The 18,086-nt window shown below is 59.2% G+C and carries 19 protein-coding genes and 1 pseudogene; 5 read left to right on the top strand and 15 right to left on the bottom strand.

All coding sequences use genetic code 11. From position 1 onward, the window contains the following. Positions 1-4 precede the first annotated feature (4 nt). The 5 genes from ACA066_RS04555 to ACA066_RS04535 all read right to left on the bottom strand — a co-directional run bounded on the left by ACA066_RS04555 (position 5) and on the right by ACA066_RS04535 (position 4,143). On the bottom strand, positions 5-331 hold the full coding sequence (locus tag ACA066_RS04555; RefSeq protein ID WP_497698294.1) for a DUF3325 domain-containing protein: 327 nt from the start codon (positions 329-331) through the stop codon (positions 5-7). Further along, positions 332-1,912, bottom strand: a complete 1,581-nt coding sequence (locus ACA066_RS04550) for a PepSY-associated TM helix domain-containing protein (RefSeq protein ID WP_497698293.1) — start codon at positions 1,910-1,912, stop codon at positions 332-334. Then, positions 1,909-2,202: a DUF3649 domain-containing protein gene (locus ACA066_RS04545; RefSeq protein WP_497698292.1), complete on the bottom strand. Its 294-nt coding sequence runs from the start codon at positions 2,200-2,202 to the stop codon at positions 1,909-1,911. Before ACA066_RS04545 ends, ACA066_RS04550 begins: the two co-directional genes overlap by 4 nt. A gap of 372 nt (positions 2,203-2,574) precedes the next feature. Continuing rightward, the gene (locus ACA066_RS04540) at positions 2,575-2,982 is read right to left on the bottom strand and encodes an HPF/RaiA family ribosome-associated protein (RefSeq protein ID WP_497698291.1); all 408 of its coding nucleotides are present in this window, start codon (positions 2,980-2,982) and stop codon (positions 2,575-2,577) included. 213 nt (positions 2,983-3,195) lie between these two features. Further along, positions 3,196-4,143, bottom strand: a complete 948-nt coding sequence (locus ACA066_RS04535; protein ID WP_497698290.1) for a LysR substrate-binding domain-containing protein — start codon at positions 4,141-4,143, stop codon at positions 3,196-3,198. 135 nt (positions 4,144-4,278) lie between these two features. On the opposite strand from ACA066_RS04535, the gene ACA066_RS04530 reads away from it, so the two are divergent. Further along, positions 4,279-5,655 carry an L-serine ammonia-lyase gene (locus tag ACA066_RS04530; RefSeq protein ID WP_497698289.1) on the top strand — a complete coding sequence of 459 codons (1,377 nt, stop codon included), beginning with the start codon at positions 4,279-4,281 and terminating at the stop codon, positions 5,653-5,655. 323 nt (positions 5,656-5,978) lie between these two features. Next, entirely contained in the window at positions 5,979-6,293 is a 315-nt protein-coding gene (locus ACA066_RS04525) for a DUF3509 domain-containing protein (protein WP_497698288.1), read from the top strand. On the opposite strand, the gene ACA066_RS04520 is transcribed toward ACA066_RS04525, so the two are convergent. After that, positions 6,290-6,790: a phosphate-starvation-inducible protein PsiE gene (locus tag ACA066_RS04520; RefSeq protein ID WP_497698287.1), complete on the bottom strand. Its 501-nt coding sequence runs from the start codon at positions 6,788-6,790 to the stop codon at positions 6,290-6,292. The genes ACA066_RS04525 and ACA066_RS04520 overlap by 4 nt on opposite strands. A gap of 291 nt (positions 6,791-7,081) precedes the next feature. On the opposite strand from ACA066_RS04520, the pseudogene ACA066_RS04515 reads away from it, so the two are divergent. Beyond that, positions 7,082-7,336: pseudogene (locus tag ACA066_RS04515) on the top strand (YebG family protein); the annotation flags it as partial. A gap of 159 nt (positions 7,337-7,495) precedes the next feature. Here the strand turns inward: ACA066_RS04515 and ACA066_RS04510 are convergent. From ACA066_RS04510 to ACA066_RS04500, 3 genes are all read right to left on the bottom strand, one after another. Beyond that, entirely contained in the window at positions 7,496-7,927 is a 432-nt protein-coding gene (locus ACA066_RS04510) for a hypothetical protein (RefSeq protein WP_497698286.1), read from the bottom strand. Further along, entirely contained in the window at positions 7,924-8,559 is a 636-nt protein-coding gene (locus ACA066_RS04505) for a hypothetical protein (RefSeq protein WP_497698285.1), read from the bottom strand. Before ACA066_RS04505 ends, ACA066_RS04510 begins: the two co-directional genes overlap by 4 nt. A gap of 298 nt (positions 8,560-8,857) precedes the next feature. Next, the gene (locus ACA066_RS04500) at positions 8,858-9,877 is read right to left on the bottom strand and encodes a Glu/Leu/Phe/Val dehydrogenase family protein (protein ID WP_497698284.1); all 1,020 of its coding nucleotides are present in this window, start codon (positions 9,875-9,877) and stop codon (positions 8,858-8,860) included. A 174-nt stretch (positions 9,878-10,051) separates the two neighbouring features. Between ACA066_RS04500 and ACA066_RS04495 the strand changes: the two genes are divergently transcribed. Further along, positions 10,052-10,855 carry a SirB1 family protein gene (locus ACA066_RS04495; protein WP_497698283.1) on the top strand — a complete coding sequence of 268 codons (804 nt, stop codon included), beginning with the start codon at positions 10,052-10,054 and terminating at the stop codon, positions 10,853-10,855. A gap of 123 nt (positions 10,856-10,978) precedes the next feature. Here ACA066_RS04495 and maiA read toward each other — a convergent pair whose 3' ends face one another. From maiA to hmgA, 3 genes are read right to left on the bottom strand one after another with little or no spacing between them, the layout of a single operon-like run. Then, entirely contained in the window at positions 10,979-11,614 is a 636-nt protein-coding gene (gene maiA, locus ACA066_RS04490; protein WP_497698282.1) for a maleylacetoacetate isomerase, read from the bottom strand. Positions 11,615-11,626: 12 nt separating this feature from the next. Beyond that, complete coding sequence (fahA, locus tag ACA066_RS04485) at positions 11,627-12,931, bottom strand: fumarylacetoacetase (protein WP_497698281.1); 1,305 nt, start codon at positions 12,929-12,931, stop codon at positions 11,627-11,629. 3 nt (positions 12,932-12,934) lie between these two features. Continuing rightward, on the bottom strand, positions 12,935-14,239 hold the full coding sequence (gene hmgA / locus ACA066_RS04480) for a homogentisate 1,2-dioxygenase (RefSeq protein WP_497698280.1): 1,305 nt from the start codon (positions 14,237-14,239) through the stop codon (positions 12,935-12,937). A gap of 165 nt (positions 14,240-14,404) precedes the next feature. Here hmgA and ACA066_RS04475 point away from each other — a divergent pair, with 165 nt between their 5' ends. Then, positions 14,405-15,199 (top strand): IclR family transcriptional regulator, encoded by a 795-nt coding sequence (locus tag ACA066_RS04475; protein ID WP_497698279.1) that lies wholly within the window; start codon positions 14,405-14,407, stop codon positions 15,197-15,199. A gap of 6 nt (positions 15,200-15,205) precedes the next feature. Here ACA066_RS04475 and ACA066_RS04470 read toward each other — a convergent pair whose 3' ends face one another. The 3 genes from ACA066_RS04470 to ACA066_RS04460 form a co-directional block, all read right to left on the bottom strand. Then, positions 15,206-16,651, bottom strand: a complete 1,446-nt coding sequence (locus ACA066_RS04470) for a hypothetical protein (RefSeq protein ID WP_497698278.1) — start codon at positions 16,649-16,651, stop codon at positions 15,206-15,208. Positions 16,652-16,792: 141 nt separating this feature from the next. Then, positions 16,793-17,653 carry a dermonecrotic toxin domain-containing protein gene (locus ACA066_RS04465; protein ID WP_497698277.1) on the bottom strand — a complete coding sequence of 287 codons (861 nt, stop codon included), beginning with the start codon at positions 17,651-17,653 and terminating at the stop codon, positions 16,793-16,795. Between the two features lie 85 nt (positions 17,654-17,738). Beyond that, positions 17,739-18,065: a hypothetical protein gene (locus ACA066_RS04460; RefSeq protein ID WP_497698276.1), complete on the bottom strand. Its 327-nt coding sequence runs from the start codon at positions 18,063-18,065 to the stop codon at positions 17,739-17,741. Positions 18,066-18,086: the final 21 nt, after the last annotated feature.

Below are 18,086 nucleotides of genomic sequence, written 5' to 3'. Positions count from 1 at the left end.
CAGGTCAGTACTGCGCAAACGCGGCAACAGGGCTGATGAGCAGACTTATACCGGCCAGTGACAACGCCAGACGCGGTCGATAGGGCATCAACAGCACCAGCAGCAATGCACTGAGCATCAGCACCGCAAACCACTCCACCAACCCAAGGCCCCAACCGGTCGAAGCCACCGCCGCCCACAGCGACAAGGCCAGCAACACCCAGCCACCGAGCTTCATGCCCTGGCGGCGACGGGCCGACGGCTTGCGGCCCAACAACTCGGCGTGATGCCGGTCCATCGATAAACATAGCGCGGTAAAACCGCCGTAACAGAGCAACAGGGCCAGCAACATTCAGTTCGCCTCTCGCTCAAGGGTGATCGGTTGCGCACGTTGTTGAATAACGGCTTCAGCCTGTCCCGAACGCTGCATTTTCCACGCGGCCCAGGCGAAAAACAGACCGCTGCCCAGACACGTCAGGTCGAAACCGGCCATGGCCCAATCGCCCTGCGCCAGCGTGAGACCCAAGTGATACGGCGTGGTCAGGGCGTTCAGCACCGGCACCGCGCCAAACAGCAGCGCCACCAGCGCCAACTGCTCGACCCACGCCGCACGGCCACGGCGGACCACGGCATGCAACACACTCAAGCCCCAGACGATAAAGAAGCTGTTCACTTCCCAATCCGCGCGCGCGGCCATGTCCACCGGCAACAGGCGATTGGCCCAGAAGAACGCGGCCACGGCGACCATCAACCCGGACATGCCGGCGATGTTCAGCACGTCCACCAGCCGCAACTCGAACGGCATCACGCCGCTTTTCGCATGCTTGAGCTGACGCTTGCCGAGCCAGACCACCAGCCCGGTGCCGATCATCGCCGTGCCGGCCAACCCGCAGATGAAGTACAACCAGCGCAGCACCGGGCCGGCGAAATGGCCCATGTGCAACCCGTAGAAACTGCCGGCAATCGCCCTCGGCAGCGATTGCTCCGGCGTCGTAGCGAGCAACTGCCCAGTGACGCCGTTGAAGGTCACGGCGCTGCCGAAGTCGTGGACCACACGGTTGGCGCCGTCACGCACCAGCACGACCGAGGCATTCGCATCGCCCGGATTGTTCACGGTGAGCCGCCCGACCTGCCCGCCCGACCACTGCTCGCGAGCCTTTTCCAGCAGCGGTGCCAGCGGCGCCAATTCAGCCGGTTTGCCCGCCAGCTCCGGCGTAGTAGACGCCGGAAACACCTCATCGAAAAACGCCCGCACATCACCGTTGTACGAGGCCAGGATGCTCGCCGGCATCACCATCGACATGAAAATCACCAGGCTGCTGTAGGTGATCATCAGGTGAAACGGCAGCACCAGCACGCCCACCGCGTTGTGCCCGTCGAGCCAGGAACGCTGGCCCTTGCGCGGACGGAAGGTGAAGAAGTCCTTGAAGATTTTCTTGTGGGTGATGATCCCGCTGATCAGCGCGACGAACATCACCATGGCGGCGATGGTCGACAGCCAGCGACCCCACGGATAAGGCATTTGCAGTTGAAAGTGGAAGCGGTAGAAGAACTCGCCGCCAGTGGTTTCGCGGCCCTGCACTTCGGCGCCGGTTTGCGGATCGAGGAGTTTTTCCGTGAACTGGCCGCGTTCGCCACGCTTGGCCGGGGTCTGCTGCCAGCGTACTGACAGGCCGGGTTCGCGCGCATCGGGCAGGTCGATGAGCCAGCGCGAGGCACCGGCGGCGTGTTGCTGAAGGTAGTTCTGTGCCAGGGTCAGACTGGCTTCGGAGGTCACCGAACGGGCAGGAATTTCCGGCTGCATCCAGTGGCTGATCTCATCCTTGAAATAGGCCAGTGTGCCGGTCAGGAAAATCGCGAACAGCAACCAGCCGAAGATCAACCCGGCCCAGGTGTGCAACCAGGCCATCGCCTGACGAAAGCCCTCTTTCATGAGTGGCCCATCCAATACGCCAGCCCCGACACCGCCGCCAGCACCAGACTCGGCACGATCAACCCGAGCCAGGCCCGCCACGCGCTGCGGCAGGCAAAACACCAGATCACCGCGCACAGGTAGGCCAGAAACGAGGTCATCATCCCGGTCACCACGGCGTCGGCGCGGGCCATGGGCACCCACAGACTCAAGCTGACACTGGCGAGCGCCGCGACGATATAGCCGCCCAGCACTGCGGCCAGCACTCGCGAGGTGACGGCCAATCGATAGGAAACGGGGAGTACTTTCATGTTTCGACCTTGAAACGGGTGAGGCCGCGAGAAAGTCAGGGGGCCAACAAGGTCGCAATATTAATGATAAATATTCTCATACGCAAAAAGATCCGGCTTTTCCTGCGCTTTGGTCCAATGATGCCTGGAGGCAAGCATCATTGTGGCGAGGGGATTTATCCCCGTTGGGCTGCGAAGCAGCCCCAAAACCGCAATCACGATGTATCAGATATACCGCATGTATGGGGATACGGCTTCGCAACCGAACGGGGATAAATCCCCTCGCCACAGGTATTCATCAACCTGAAGAGTTAACCAAACCCTGAAACAAGAACGGGCCTGCATAGCAGGCCCGTTTTCAGTGGTGGAAAGGTAAAGAAGTGGTTTCAGGCGTCAGCCGTTTTGTGCAGCCTGTTCGTTCTCGAGAAATTCGTCTTCCAGCAGTGCATCGGCAGTGGGCCTTTCGAACGGCACTATAGCGGCACGGGGTTTGCCCCGCAGTTTGCCGAACAGATGTTCCAGCGCGTGTTCGAGTTTTTCAGCCGCACCGTCGATCGCCAGTTCCAGGTTCTCGGCCTTATGGGTCACAGAAATCGGTTGGTGGCCTTTTGGCCGCGCTTCCAGCTGGCAGCGCAAATCGTGGGGACCGGGCTTGTCGCCGTTCTCGTCCCGCAGGTGAACCTCGACGCGGGTCAGGTCCTCTTCATAACGTTCTAGCGTGCTCTCAATGGTAGTACGTACCCACTCCTCCAGTCGGATGCTGCTTTGAATATGGTTATCGCTGTTGACTTGGATTTGCATAGTTCATCCCTTATTTCAGCTAGCTAGCGAGAGGCACATCGGCTGGCCCTTGGGCGTCGTCACCGCGACCTCTTGGTTACACAATCGGTCTGTGCGACGAACAATTCAACCCCTGGAAAAAGATAAATTTTCATTCGCAAAAAAAGCCGGACAAGGAGCAAAAGCGCTGTTAAGGTCGGGAGTTGGGTCGCTTCACTTCTTTGTCATAATTACTCACATCTGCCGCTCCGCCAGCGGGTGCAGGCTTCGAAAAACCGCCGCTTCCTCCACCAGCCAGTCATGCACCGCGCGCACGCCCGGATGGCTCAGCGCCCCCGGCGCATAAAGCAGCATGTAACGTTTGTGATTCGGCACCGCCAGACCAAACGGCACAATCAACGTCCCCCGATCCAGCTCATCGTTGAGCAACGTCCGCCGCGCAATCGCCACGCCCATACCGGCAATCGCCGCTTCGATGGTCAGGTGGTTGCGATTGAACGTGTGCCCGCGACGAACGTCCGCGCCTTCGAAGCCGATGGCGTTGAGATAGAACTCCCATTCCGCGTATTCATAACTGCCGCGCCAGGCCGTGATGTCGTGCAACAGCGGAAAGTGCGACAGGTCTGCCGGGCCGTGCAACGGCGGCCGCCCGCGCAACAGGCTCGGCGCGCAGACCGGGAAGATCTGCTCGTCGAGCAAGGCCGTGGATAACAAGCCGGGGTAACTGCCGTCATTCAGATCAATGGCCAGGTCGAAGTCGCCCTCGTGCAACGGCACGCTGCTGTCCTCCGCCACCAGGCGCAATTGAATGTCCGGGAAACGCTGCTGCAAGCGCGGCAGACGCGGGGTCAGCCATTTGCTCAGGAACGATGGAATCGAGCGCACCCGCAAAATCCCGCTGATCATTCCGGCGTCCAGTCGTCGCAATTCGGCGTCGATGCTGCCGTAAGCCTCGTTGACCGTAATGGCCAGTCGCTGGCCCTCCGCGCTCAACTCCACACCCCGGGCACGCCGGTGAAACAGTCGGAACCCCAGCCGTTCTTCCAGTTGGCGGATTTGCTGACTGACCGCACCCGGCGTGATGTGCAGTTCTTCGGCGCAACGGGTGAACGACAAGTGCCGCGCGGCACAGGAAAACACGTGCAGCCAGACGTAAGTCTGGGCGTGCAATTGGCGACTCATTGTTTAGTCCTGCTAAAGGCTGTCTTAGGAAGTTTCGTTGGTCACGTAGGACCGAGGTAGTCAGTATCGCCGACATTGCGCTTGTCCTACGAAAATGGCAGCGATTTCTCTTCCATTGCTTGTATAGGCTTTAGCATGGCTATCAGTGTTTTTGATCTTTTCAAAGTCGGCATCGGTCCGTCCAGTTCCCACACCGTCGGCCCGATGCGCGCCGCCGCGACCTTCGCCCAGGCACTGATTGAGCAGAATTTGCTCGACGCCGTCCGTCGGGTGGAAATCCGCCTATACGGCTCCCTCTCAGCCACCGGCGTTGGCCACGCCACTGACCGCGCCTGTGTCATGGGCCTGATGGGCGAATGGCCGGACAGCATCGATCCGACCTGCATCGACAGCCGCATCAACACATTGCTGGAGACCGGCGAACTGAATCTGGCCGGCCAAACCACCATTGCCTTCGACTGGCACCGCGATTTGCTGCTGCTCGACGAGAGCCTGCCTTACCACCCCAACGCCATGTCTCTGACAGCCTTCGGCGAAACCGGTGAGCTGTCGGAGCAAACGTACTACTCGATCGGCGGCGGTTTCATCATCGAAGCGGCCGAAGCCGAGCCCGGCATCGCGCCGATCAGTGAAGTGCCACTGCCGTTCGAATTCTCCAGCGCCGCCGAACTGCTCAAGCTCTGCAATCAGCATGGACTCAGGGTTTCCGAATTGATGATGGCCAATGAACTGGCCTGGCGCAGCGAAGCCGACATCCGTCAGGGCCTGCTGCATATCTGGTCGGTGATGCGCGAGTGCGTCGAGCAGGGCTTGCGCCATGAAGGCATCCTGCCCGGCGGTCTGAATGTTCCACGTCGTGCGGCGAAATTGCATCGCAGCCTGTTGGAAATCGGTAAGCCGAATGTCATCACTTCCACGCTCTCGGCGATGGAATGGGTGAACCTGTTCGCCCTCGCCGTGAACGAAGAAAACGCAGCCGGAGGACGAATGGTCACCGCGCCCACCAACGGCGCGGCAGGGATCATTCCCGCCGTTCTGCACTACTACATGAAATTCAACCCGGACGCGTCGGACGATGATGTCGTGGCTTTCTTTTTAGGCGCGGCGGCGGTCGGCATTCTGTGCAAGAAAAACGCCTCGATCTCCGGCGCCGAAGTCGGCTGTCAGGGCGAAGTCGGTTCGGCGTGCGCCATGGCCGCCGCCGGTCTGGCGGATGTGCTCGGGGCCACGCCGGAGCAACTGGAAAACGCCGCCGAAATCGGCCTGGAACACAACCTCGGCCTGACCTGCGACCCGGTCGGCGGCCTGGTGCAGGTGCCGTGCATCGAGCGCAATGCCATCGCTGCCGTGAAGGCGATCAACGCCACGCAAATGGCCCTGCGCGGCGACGGCAAACACTTCATTTCCCTGGACCGGGTGATCCGCACCATGCGCGATACCGGCGCCGACATGCATGACAAATACAAAGAGACTTCACGGGGCGGCCTGGCTGTCAGCTGGGTGGAGTGCTGATCGGTCTGATTGCACCGTCTGCGAACACACGCCCCGAAACGGGCAAGATCTCCTGTAGGAGCGAGCTTGCTCGCGATGGACTTCAGAGCACCGCGTTTAGCCAGTAAACACGCGTAATCGTTGACGACCATCGCGAGCAAGCTCGCTCCTACAGGGGCGATCATTGTTCGACAATTTTTCCGGCATGCCCCTTGCTACATCTCTGACGAGGCAAAAAGGATTTTTGAAAACCTCAGCGAGCGACATGCCGATGGTCCAGTGTTGCGAACCAACCCGATCATGGCCGGTCAATAACTGCACGTTCAATCAGGCGGTGACGCATCATGGACAACCCCTTTCAGCTCATTACCGATGCCTTTGCACCGGATTACCAGATCAACCTGAGCATTCAGGGTCTGGACGGCAGCATCATGCTAACCCTGTCCAACAGTGGCCGTGTCGTGGCCAAACGGATGATCAGCGCCGAACAACGCAATGACCCCAAGCGCCTCAAACGTTTGGTGCAAAGCATCCAGTTCGGCATTGCCATCGAACAGGGCCAGTGCGCCATGACCATCCTCGAAGCCATGACCGACGGCGACAACCACAAGCTGCCGCCGCCAACCAAAGGCCACCCGCGGCCCACCATGCGCCTTTAAATCTCGCCCTTCTCCACTTCGGGATGCTCACCGGAACCCGCATCGATCTTGCGTTGCGGGTGTTCGATCTTCACCGAAGGGAATTGCGACGAGGCGTAACGCACCACCAGAATCGCAAACGCCAGCAGCAGAATCCCGCCGCACAGGTAAATGATGCCGAGATCAGGCGGGTTGTGGTGCGAGACGTTGGAGATCAGCAAACGCGTCAGCGCGGTGATCGCCACGTAGATCAGAAAGCGCACCGGCATGTGGTTGGTCTTGAAGTAAATCCCGACCATCGCGCCCAGTTCGAGGTAGATGAACAGCAGCAAGATGTCATCGATCTTGATGTGCCCCTCTTCGATCATCCCCAGAAACTCCATCACCGCCGCCCACGCGGTCACCGCACCAATGGCGAACAGCGCCAGGTAGTGGAAGGTCTCGACGAACAGATTGCCCAGGGACTCGGCCAGTTGGTGCACGTTCTGCCGCAGGTTCTCGGCCCAGTTGATTTTCACGATGATTCTTCCTTAGCTCGGTTCGAGCGGATGATGCGGGTTGGACGTGACGGTTGTTCTGCATGCAGAAAAAAGGCCAGTGGCCCTGCGACATGATGGCGAGGTGCTCTAAAACGCGCTCCGTGGCGTTTGGTCGCACCCTGTGGGAGATTCTATGTTGCAGGGCAACCCTGAATTCGGTCTACATTAAAAAGCCACTACCCAAAGCGCAGGGATTCGCTTATCCTTTTCGCTGTATATAAATACAGTGGTCGAAACAGACAACTATCGTGAAGGCATGTGAGGTGGTGAATGGCCGTCGAAGTGGTATACCGCAGCAGCCGAGATCTGGAGCGCTTGTTCATGGATAAAGCCGAAGCTGACCGTCATGACAAAATGCTCGAACTGGCCGAATTGCTGGCTGAAGTGTTGCAAAAAGCCGTTCCGTCCCTGACCGAGCAGCAAGTGGAAGAAGCCGGGATCTACATGGCGAAGAATCGCGATGTGTTCGCCAAGGCGTTCAAGAGCCAGCCGGATGCGTTGTCCGAACTGCTGAATGCGCCGGCGGAAGTGGTAGAAAAGGCTGAACCCGTTGAAGTTGCTGAAGCTGCTGAGCCGACCAAGCCAGCCAAAGCTGCCAAGACGCCGAAGTAAGCAACACCCGAATTGAATAGGCCCTGAGTCGAATGGCTCAGGGCCTTTTTCATGCCTGCGAAAAACCGGGGCTCAAGCCGTTCGCGGCGTTCGCTTGTCCGCAGCTGTCGAGCCTCCACGGAATGTCGCCCCCGATGGCGACTGCGAAGAAAGCCCCTGGATGACGTAGAGATAGGTCTCTTGTGCGCCGTAGTCGAGCACGCTGATCAAACCGCCGACATAGCTGCCGTTGAAAAGAAAACCATCAAAGTTATAGGTCACCGTGAAGGTGATCTGTGCCTTGGCACTTTTGCCCGAGGCCTCGATGGTCGTGCCTGCCGACGTTGATGGCGATACGGCGCTTCCCTCGTAAGGGATCGGATCTTTGTAAAAACCCGGAAGCGCCAATGCACCCGTCATCGAAACGGTGTCGAACGTCAACGTGCCGCTCTGCCAAACCTGCAACCCGTTCGGGTTGACGCTCGCGTCGAACAGGCTGACGGAGAAGGTGTAAGTAGTGGTCATGATTTCACCCATGGCCGTTCAACGACGTTCAGCAGGTAGACCTCATCACTGTCGGGCGTCAGTGAAAACAGGTAGCCATTGTTGAGGAAGTCCTCGTGATCGCTGACATCGATGGGCCAACCGGGATACTGATTACCGTCGGCGTCCAGCACCCACATGAACTTGACGTTGTAATCCGTCGGGGTGTCAGATTTGTAGACACCGCCGGCCACCTGGGTCCCGTCGTCAAACCGCGCCCACGCCATGACGACCGGCGAGCCAACGCTGATGTCGTCGGGCACCGCAGCATTGCCCTGCATGATCAGCGTCCATGCCTCTTTGCCGCCCGCAGGAAGCAACATTCGCGCAACGTGTTGAGGCGTCGGCGATCCGGCTGCCTGAGCCGTAACGGCGCCCTGACCAACGCCGGCGCTCGGCACCACGTCGAGGGTATAGCCAAACGTATTTTCACCGGGTTGCGACACTGGGCCGGTGATGGTGCAGATCAGACCGTTTTGCTGGGCGACCTCTATATAGGGGTCCCAGGAACCGGGCGTCGATCCCGAGTTGATCACGCAGTTGATAGCCGGGTTTTCAGACTGGTAGAGGGTAAAGAAGACGTTGCCGTCGCTGTCCCACAAACCGGTGCTCACCGGACCTGCGGTGCCAGGGGTGAAAATAAGTGATCTGCCCGCCGTAATTGGCGCCGTTATCGTCGCTGACAAACGACACGCCAATATCGAGACTGGAGTTGATCGTGAAATTGCAGGTGAGAGAAGAACTGGAAGACATGATTCGCTCCTTGAAATCACGAAAAAGCATTGCGCCAGTCATGATTGCCCCAGACGCTGGCAGGCCCTCATCAACCGGGCGGGTGGCGTTGCGCCATCCCGCTTGCAGCGTAGTCAGGACTTTAGAATTTGCCAGCGATATGAAGGACGCAGTGAGCCTTCAGCGGTACAACACTTTCTCCGCCAATTCGTCCGCCACCCGTGCAGGCGAACGTTTCTCCGCCTGGGCATGGGCAAAGACTTCGGTCAGCCTCGAGCTGATTTTCGACAGGTGGGCGGTAATGGTCGTCAGCTCTTCGCCGCGGTGTTTGAGCGAGACGTAGATCAGCCCGCCCGCATTGATCACATAGTCCGGCGCGTAAAGAATGCCTCGCCGTTCCAGTTGATCCGCGACATCCAGATGAGTCAGTTGGTTATTCGCCGAACCCGCCACCGCCGAGCATCGCAGTTGCGTGACGGTATTGCTGTTGAGTACGCCGCCGAGGCCGCACGGCGCGAGAATGTCGCAAGGCGTGCTGAGCAACGCATCGTTGGCAATCGGGTGAGCGCCGAGTTGCTCCATGGCCAGTTGCACCTTGCCGTGATCGATGTCGCTGACCAGCAGTTCGGCACCGGCGGCATGCAGCTGTTCGGCCAGGGCGAAACCGACATTGCCCAGGCCTTGAATGGCCACGCGCAGGCCTTCGAGGTTATCGCTGCCCAGGCGGGCCATGGCGGTGGCACGAATGCCGGTGAACACGCCCATCGCCGCGTGAGGCGCCGGGTCGCCCGCCGAGGTGGTGCTGGTGACGTGCTGGGTCTGTTGGGCGATGCAATCCATGTCCGCCACCGAGGTGCCGCTGTCGATGGCAGTGATGTAGCGGCCGTCGAGCTGATTGATGCAGCGGCCAAACGCTTCGAACAGTGCCGCGCGGTTTTCCACATGGACCGGTCGCACAATCACCGCCACGCCACCACCCTGCGCCAGACCGGCGAGCGCCGCTTTGTAACTCATGCCTTGGGCAAGGCGAATGGCATCCTCGATCGCGGACTCGTCGTCGGGATAGGCAAGGTAACGACAACCTCCCAGGGCAGGCCCGAGACGGCTGTTATGGATGGCAATGACCGCCTTCAACCCGGTGACCGAATCGACGCTCAGATGCAGGGATTCAAGGCGAGTGCTTTGCATGAGAGCGAACATCGTAGGGGCTCCCGAATCACTTCTTGTAGTCGCCAGTATAGGCTCGCGCCCAAAAATTGCAGAAGCGCACCGGAATAAGCAGCGCGGCTATTCAGCGGTTTCGGACATAACCCGGCGTGCCACTGGACGAACGCCGCAGACGAGGCTAAAACGAGGCATTCCCCGGAGATTTTGATGACGCCCCGCCAACGCTTCTTCGACTGTCTGCAACGATCACCGCCCGCGCTGTTCGAGGCAGCGCTGTGGATGTCCGTTGAGCATGACAAAGAAGTGAATCCAGCGGCGGTCCTGGCCAATGTCAAGGACCTGCAACAACGCGTCAGTTACGGTCTGCCGATGCTGCCGGTGAGCGAACTGGCCCAACCGCTGTTGCGACGCCTGAATGACCTGGGCTTCGCCCAGGACGACTTTACCCCCTTGCGCCCGCAAGCGGCCTTACTCGACAAAGTGCTGGAACGCCGGCGCGGACAACCGCTGGCACTGGGGCTGATTGCGCTGGAACTGGCCAGAGGCCTGGAAATCCCCATGGTCGGGGTCAACTTCCCCGGGCATTTCCTGCTGCGGGTACCGGGGGCCGATCATTTGCTCGACCCTTGCGGTGGACGCCGGTTGTACCCCAACGATTGCCGTGAACTGTTGCAACGCCAGTACGGCCCGAACATGAAGCTCAGCGCCGAACATCTGCTGACTGCCGAGCCGGTGCAGATGCTGCAGCGGTTGTCACGCAACCTGCGCCAGTTGCACCTTTCTCACGATGATTACATCGGCGCTCTGATCGACGCCGAGCGTGTACTGGAGCTGGGCAACGCGAGCGCCTCCGATTACCTGGCCCGGGCTAGCCTGTACCAACGGCTGGACTGCCCGAACGCCGAGCGTTTCGATCTGGAGCATGCGCTGCTGCTCAGCGACGACCCGATCCAGCGGATTCGCCTGACTGAACGGCTGGGGCACCTGCCGCCCAACTCAATCGTTCACTGACTCCCTTGTAGGAGCGAGCTTGCTCGCGAAAAACGCCGGAACAACGCGGTCATCCAGACAGCCCGCATCATCGTTGGCGACCCTCGCGAGCAAGCTCGCTCCTACAAGGATTTGCGTGCAGCACTAAGGCATGTCTGGCTGGTTCGCCGGGTGCGCCTTGATGAATGCCGGGTGTGTCGCGGCGAGCGCCGCCACTCGACGAATCCGTGGATATGCCTCCAGCGAAATGTTGAAGCGCTCAGCCGCATACAGCTGCGGAATTAGATACACATCCGCCACTCCCGGCTCATTGCCAAAGCAATAACCTTCATCGCCAATCAACTGCTCGACCGTCGCCAGACCCTGGCCGATCCAGTGTCCAATCCACTCGACCACCTGTGTTTCATCGTGCCCCAACTGCCGCAGCCGGTTGAGCACGCTGACGTTGTGCAGCGGATGCACATCGCAACCGATCACCGCCGCCACGCCCCGTTCATGCGCGCGAGCAGCGAGGTCTTTGGACAGCAGCGGCACCTGTGGATAACGTTCCTCCAGGAACTCGATGATCGCCGGTGACTGGATCAGCAACTCGCCTTCATCGGTGCGCAAGGCCGGCACCCGGCCTTGCGGGTTGATGTCCAGATACGCTGGCTGGCGATGTTCGCCACCCGGCGGTGCGATCAGGTTGACCGGCAGCGCCTGGTAATCCAGCCCTTTCAATGCCAACGCGATACGCACCCGGTAAGACGAGGTCGAGCGGTAGTAGGTATAGAGTTCCATGACCCGATCCTCTTAACGCGCCGGCAGCACTTTGCCGCGGCATTCGCCGAAACCGATGGAGGCAAAACCGTCGCGGCTGCAACGGGCACGCAGAATGATTTCGTCGCCGTCCTCGAGGAACTTACGCACCTCGCCCGACGCCAGTTCGATCGGTTTTTTACCGCCTTCGGTGATTTCCAGCAGACTGCCGAACTGACCGTTCTCCGGCCCCGACAACGTACCCGAACCGAACAGGTCACCCGCCTGCAACTGGCAGCCGTTGACGCTGTGATGCGCAACCAGTTGCGCCACGGTCCAGTACATGTGTTGCGTGTTGCTCAGGGTCAGGCGATGGGGCGGCAGGTTCTGCTCGCGCATGGCTTCGGTCAGCAGCAGCACTTCCAGTTCGATGTCGAAGGCGCCAGCGGCCTGATCGCGTTTATCGGACAGGTACGGCAGCGGCTGTGGATCGCCTTCAGGACGTGCTGGCTGAGCGCGACGGAACGGCTCCAGCGCTTCGGCTGTCACCACCCATGGCGAAATGCTGGTGATAAAACTTTTCGACAGGAACGGCCCTAGCGGCTGGTATTCCCAGGCCTGGATATCCCGCGCCGACCAGTCGTTGAGCAGGCAGAAACCGGCGATGTGATCGGCGGCGTCACCGATGGCGATCGAGTCGCCCATCTCGTTGCCCTGACCGATCCAGATACCCAGTTCCAGTTCGTAATCCAGACGTGCGCACGGGCCAAAGGTCGGCTCGGTCTGGCCGGCCGGCAGGGTCTGGCCTTTCGGACGACGAACGTCGGTGCCGGACGGGCGAATGGTCGACGCGCGACCATGATAACCAATCGGCACGTACTTGTAGTTCGGCAGCAAGGGGTTGTCGGGGCGGAACAGTTTGCCGACGTTTTGCGCGTGCTCGATGCCGACGTAGAAGTCGGTGTAATCGTTGATTTTCGCCGGCAGGTGCATCTCGCAGTTTGCCGCCAGCGGCAGCAGTTTTGCGCCTTGGGCTTCGATCTTGCCGTGCAGGGTGCTGCCTTCCTGGAACAGTTCGACCAAGCGTTCACGCAGGGCGACGCGAGCCTCGCGGCCCAGTTCGAAAAACGCATTGAGCTGACCGCCACAGGTGGCTTCGACGGCAGTTTTTGCCGCGCCGTCGAACAGGCCGGCCTCCAGCGCCGCTTCCAGATCTAAGATGTGGTCACCGATGGCCACACCGCTGCGCGGCGCACCGCCTTTCACGCTGAATACGCCCAGCGGCAGGTTTTGCAGCGGGAAATCCGCATGGCCGTTGGCGGAGGCAACCCAGCTACGAGTGATGGAAGTCTGAGTCATGGGTTATCTCCGGGTCGGGTCGAAAGTGGCGGGCAGCGTGGCCCAGCAGGCGTCGTAGTTGGTTTGCAGTTGCGGGCAATCGAGGGCAAAGCGACTCGGGCGCAGCACCTGGCTGGTCTCGAACATGAAGGCCATGGTGTTGTCGATTTTCGCCGGGGCGAGCTCGGCGTTGATCGCTTTGGTGCAGGTTTCACCGTCCGGGCCGTGGGCGCTCATGCAGCTGTGCAGCGACGCGCCACCGGGCACGAAGCCTTCGGCTTTGGCGTCGTATTCGCCCTTGATCAGGCCCATGAATTCGTTCATCAGATTGCGGTGGAACCACGGTGGCCGGAAGGTTTTCTCTGCCACCATCCAGCGTGGCGGGAAGATCACGAAGTCCAGATTGGCCAGACCGTGGACGCTGGTCGGCGAAGTGAGGACGGTGAAAATCGACGGATCCGGATGGTCGAAACTGACCGTGCCAATGGTGTTGAAACGGCGCAGGTCGTATTTGTACGGCACGTTGTTGCCGTGCCAGGCGACCACGTTGAGCGGCGAATGATCGAGCTCGCAGCCCCACAATTGACCGAGGAATTTCTGCACCAGGGTGGTCGGCTGCTTGAGGTTTTCGTAATGGGCGACCGGCGTCAGGAAGTCTCGCGGATTGGCCAGGCCGTTGCTGCCGATCGGTCCGAGGTCCGGCAGGCGCAATGGCGCACCGTGGTTTTCCGCAATGTAGCCGCGCGCCTGCGGGTCGAGCAGTTCGACGCGGAATTTCAGACCGCGCGGCAGTACGGCGATTTCCAGCGGTTCAAGTTCCAGTACGCCCAGTTCAGTGGCGATGCGCAGCCGTCCCTGCTCCGGAACCAGCAACAACTCGCCGTCGGCATTGAAGAACACACGCTCCATGGAGCGGTTGGCGCGGTAGCTGTAGATGCTGATTCCGGCCGGTTTTTCCGCCGCCGAATTGGCCGCCATGCTCACCAGCCCGTCGATGAAGTCGGTGGGCTCGGTCGGGATGTCCAACGGGTTCCAGCGCAGGCGATTGGGGGTCACTTCACCCAGCGGGCCGCCAGCCAGTTGCCGGTCCAGTTTGACGAACGCCGGGTGATTGGCCGACGGCTGAATGCGGTACATCCAGGTGCGCCGCGCTTCACTGCGGGCCATGGTGAATGCAGTGCCGGAGAACAGTTCGGTGTAGAGACCGTACGGCGCTTTCTGCGGGGAGTTCTGGCCGACGGGTAATGCACCGGGCAACGCCTCGCTGCTGAATTCGTTGCCGAAGCCGGACTGATAAGCCAGCGCTGGCGCCGTTGAATCGAGGTTCATGGAGCCTCCTGAACAGGGAGTAGGCAATGGCCTGTCACTCTGATTCAGAGGTCGTGGCACGCCTGGGTTATTTTTATCGTAATTAAATTACGCATAACGTAATTTGATTGGTATTGACCGTCAAGCTATAAAGACGCCCATTCGTCCCGGGATCAGACCGCCTCCATGGAAACGCCGCGCAGCAACGATAAACAGAAAGTCCGCTCGGCCGAGGTCGGCACCGACATCCTCAAGGCGCTGGCCGAGTTGTCGCCATCGACCTCGTTGTCGCGCCTGGCCGAGCACGTGCAGATGCCGGCGAGCAAGGTTCACCGTTATTTGCAGGCCTTGATTGCCAGCGGTTTTGCCGAACAGAACACGGCCACCAACCATTACGGCCTGGGGCGCGAAGCCCTGCGCGTGGGACTGGCTGCACTCAACAGTATGGACGTGCTGAAAGTTGCCGCCCTGCCCCTGGCCGAGCTGCGCGATGAGTTGAACGAAACGTGCTTTTTGGCGGTTTGGGGCAATCAGGGCGCGACCGTGGTGCATATCGAACCGGCGGTACGCGCGGTGACGGTGGTCACGCAATTGGGCTCGGTGTTGCCGTTGCTCAGCTCATCGACGGGGCTGGTGTTTGGCGCGTTTCTGCCCAAACGCGAAACCGTGGAGTTGCGCGAGCAGGAATTGCAAACCGCAACCTCCCATGCCTTGGCAGACGATCAGGCCTACGCGGCATTGTGCGAACAGATCCGCGCACGCGGTCTGCACCATGTCCATGGTTTGTTGATGCCGGGGGTGGATGCCTTGTCGGCACCGGTGTTCAACGCCGTGGGGAACGTGGCGGCCGTCATGACCATTGTCGGCCCGACCTCACTGTTTCACGCTGACGAAAACGGCCCGGCGGCGCAGCGGTTGCTGGCGGCGACGCGGGCCGTGAGTTGGCGGATGGGGTATGAGCCGATTGTCGTATCCGGTTAGTCGGGTTTACTCCAGCAGCGTCTGCTCGCTGGAATCAGGCTCGGCCAATGCCTCTTTCATCAATTCGGTGATAACCGCCAAATCTGCCGTTTTACCACTGTAGGCCGAGACAACGCTCATGCAGGTATTCACATCGCCCAAGCGTTTCGCAATCAGCTTTTGAGCCTGCGAAAACCCCACCTTACCGATGCGTAATGTCGCCAGTTCCAGCACACAATCCAGGAAACTGGAAAAGACCTCCTCGGTCTTGCCGTCGTGGTAGGCCAACCCGCCCTCAAACACCCCTTTCGCGATCACGACGGCACTGAGTCCGAGACCAATCGGTGGGTAGATACAACCTATGACTGAGACAGCCGCAACGACCGCGTCGTAGGACAGCTTCGCGATAATCTCAATGAGGCTGGTGGTTTGGGCATCAACCCCGTTGATGATCTGGCCGATCATGGCGCCGTAGCAAAGGGAGAAGTCGAAGACACGGCTGTTGACTAGCAACGCCGGTGGCTCGACATCGTCCCGGCTGTGAATAACCTCTTCAACGTAGTTTTTGACCACTCGCTGATCGGTGAATTTAGCCCGTTGGCAGTAATAGGTACCCAGACCCGCGTTCCTGATCGACCTGGAAAAATCGGCCAACGGACGAAACCACCGGTCATCCGGCGCGTGCGGTGTGTACAACCAATCCTGTACGCCGCCGTTTTCCATTGTGCGCAAGACATACACACCCTGGATCCTGCGATTTGCCAGATGAAACTCATAGACACCTTCGCGCTTGGGAGAATCAGGGTAGTCGGCAACAATCGGATCAGTGGGTTCCGGTGTGCGCAGTCGGTCAATGGCCTGTTCGATGCGCGAATAGTGACCGCGTTCCAGTACACCGCTGAATAGTTCGGCCAACGCGGCGCGCTGCATTTCATGCAACTGCACGTTTACATACACGTCACGCCTGAACGCGTAAGTCGAAGAGTCCTTGTCGAGATAATCCGAATACAGCATATCGATGTATTTTTCGCCCGGACGCAGCGTCCTCGACCAGCCTAAAGCGTAGTTACCCACCAGGTCGGACATCGGTGGATGTTCCGGCAACAATCGGAATCGCGGATAATCTCCGGGTCTATGCGACGGACCGGTTTCCAGGGTGATGTGATGTTCTCTGAGGATGAACTGAGTCAGCGTCATTGACTGCCCATCCTCCAGCTCCACCATGATCAGGTCGGGGTTAACGGACACCGGCTCGCCGTGATAAGCCATCCGCTCGTCTGCCCTCTCTTTTACAAGATTGAAGACAAATTTTTCGTAACTGATCAGCCCCGCTTCGTGGCTGGCAAGCCGGGTCAGCGCCTTGAGTTCGGTGTTCAAACGAGCGAAATATTTTCGATGATAGGACGATGCGGAACGATAACCGGCAGGGGTGGACGCCTCGATTTCGCCCCGCAGCCATTCGATATTGAGCAAAACTCCCTGGCGTAACGCTCCGTCTCCTGACCCAGGCCAACTTCTGCGCTTGATGCCCCGCCACTGACTCGGCAACCGCAGTACAAGCCTCATATACGCTTCGATGCTTCGTCGCTCAGTGGCGTGAGATTGTCGGCCCAGTTAACTGCGTCCTTCTGGCGATCCCACCCATTCGGCCATATGAAAGTTCAGTTGCCTGAAGGACGTAAATTCGTGCCACGTTCTGCCATCAGGCGCTTGCGGCGCATAGAGCACGCAAGGGCCGGCTTCGCCCTCCGGCCCGCAATAAACAATCATCCCGTGGAAAGGTTTTTCCCAGCCGTTAAACGACAGTTCGCCCAGGGAGTAGCCTTCAGCCTGCTGACTGGTCAGATCGACGATTTTCAGACTTTGATCATTGATGTGATCTTGCAGTTTCGCACTGAACGAACTCAGGTCTGTGCGACTGTTCAAGCGGGCTTGCAGAGCGACAATGGCCTCTTCACTGGCGTATTTCTCTTCAAATTTTTCTGCGTACAGCGAACGCATACTGGTGTCGCCCAGCACGTCCAACAGGTCTTGTTCGGTCACGCCGGACGGCAGCGTCTCTCCTTCGAGGGTAATCTCCAGTGGAACGCTGGCCGGGTCATGCAAACCGTTGAGCATGAACTCGGGAAGGGTCAATCGATTGCGTTGAACGACTTTCTGTTGCCCGACATAAAACGTATGCCGGGCGCTGACGAAGAGCTGCTGGGGATCGATGATTTCACCCGTGAGAATCCTGACAAACTCCCTGGCATAAAAATCTGCGAACGCCCTGAGGGACCTGGCCTCCTCCAGCAGTTCATTCACCGTTTGTTCATTGCTCGCCAATGCCTGTTCCGCATCGAAGTAATACTGGCGATCTTCTTCACTGGCACGCTGGAGCCAATCGGGAATCTGCTGCGGTTGTTCCGCCAGCATCCGCCTGGACGGTCGCATAAGTTCTTCCTGAACGCTGCTTTCTAAAACTTTAATATTCATGCGCGCTTCCTTTTGCACATTTCAAAATAAATAATCCGGCAACGCTGCCAGCCATGGCAGCGTTGCCGGACGGATAATTTATCGATTACTTGTAGCGATTGGACTCGACCACTGCGCGCCCGAACAAGTTGACTTGTTCAATATCCAATTCAACAATTTGATAGGCAGGGTCAAAGGTCCACTGCTCGGAAAATACACCGGCATATTTATCACTAAAAGCCGGTATTTCATCAGACTGTACTTTCTCCATGATCGCCCAACTCAGACTTTCCGAGTAGTCAACGACCTGTTCACCCTGAGCATTGATCACTACCGAATTGAGGTAGGTATCATCGGCATTGATCGTGTAGCCCGTATCCTGAAAAATCTTGTTGAGTTTCGCACTCAATTCTTCGAGCAAACCAGTTCTCATAAATTGCATCCTTTCAATTAA

Source organism: Pseudomonas sp. LBUM1651 (assembly GCF_059716135.1).
The sequence above is the reverse complement of the archived record's forward strand: the minus strand, read 5'-3'. Positions and strand labels throughout refer to the sequence as shown.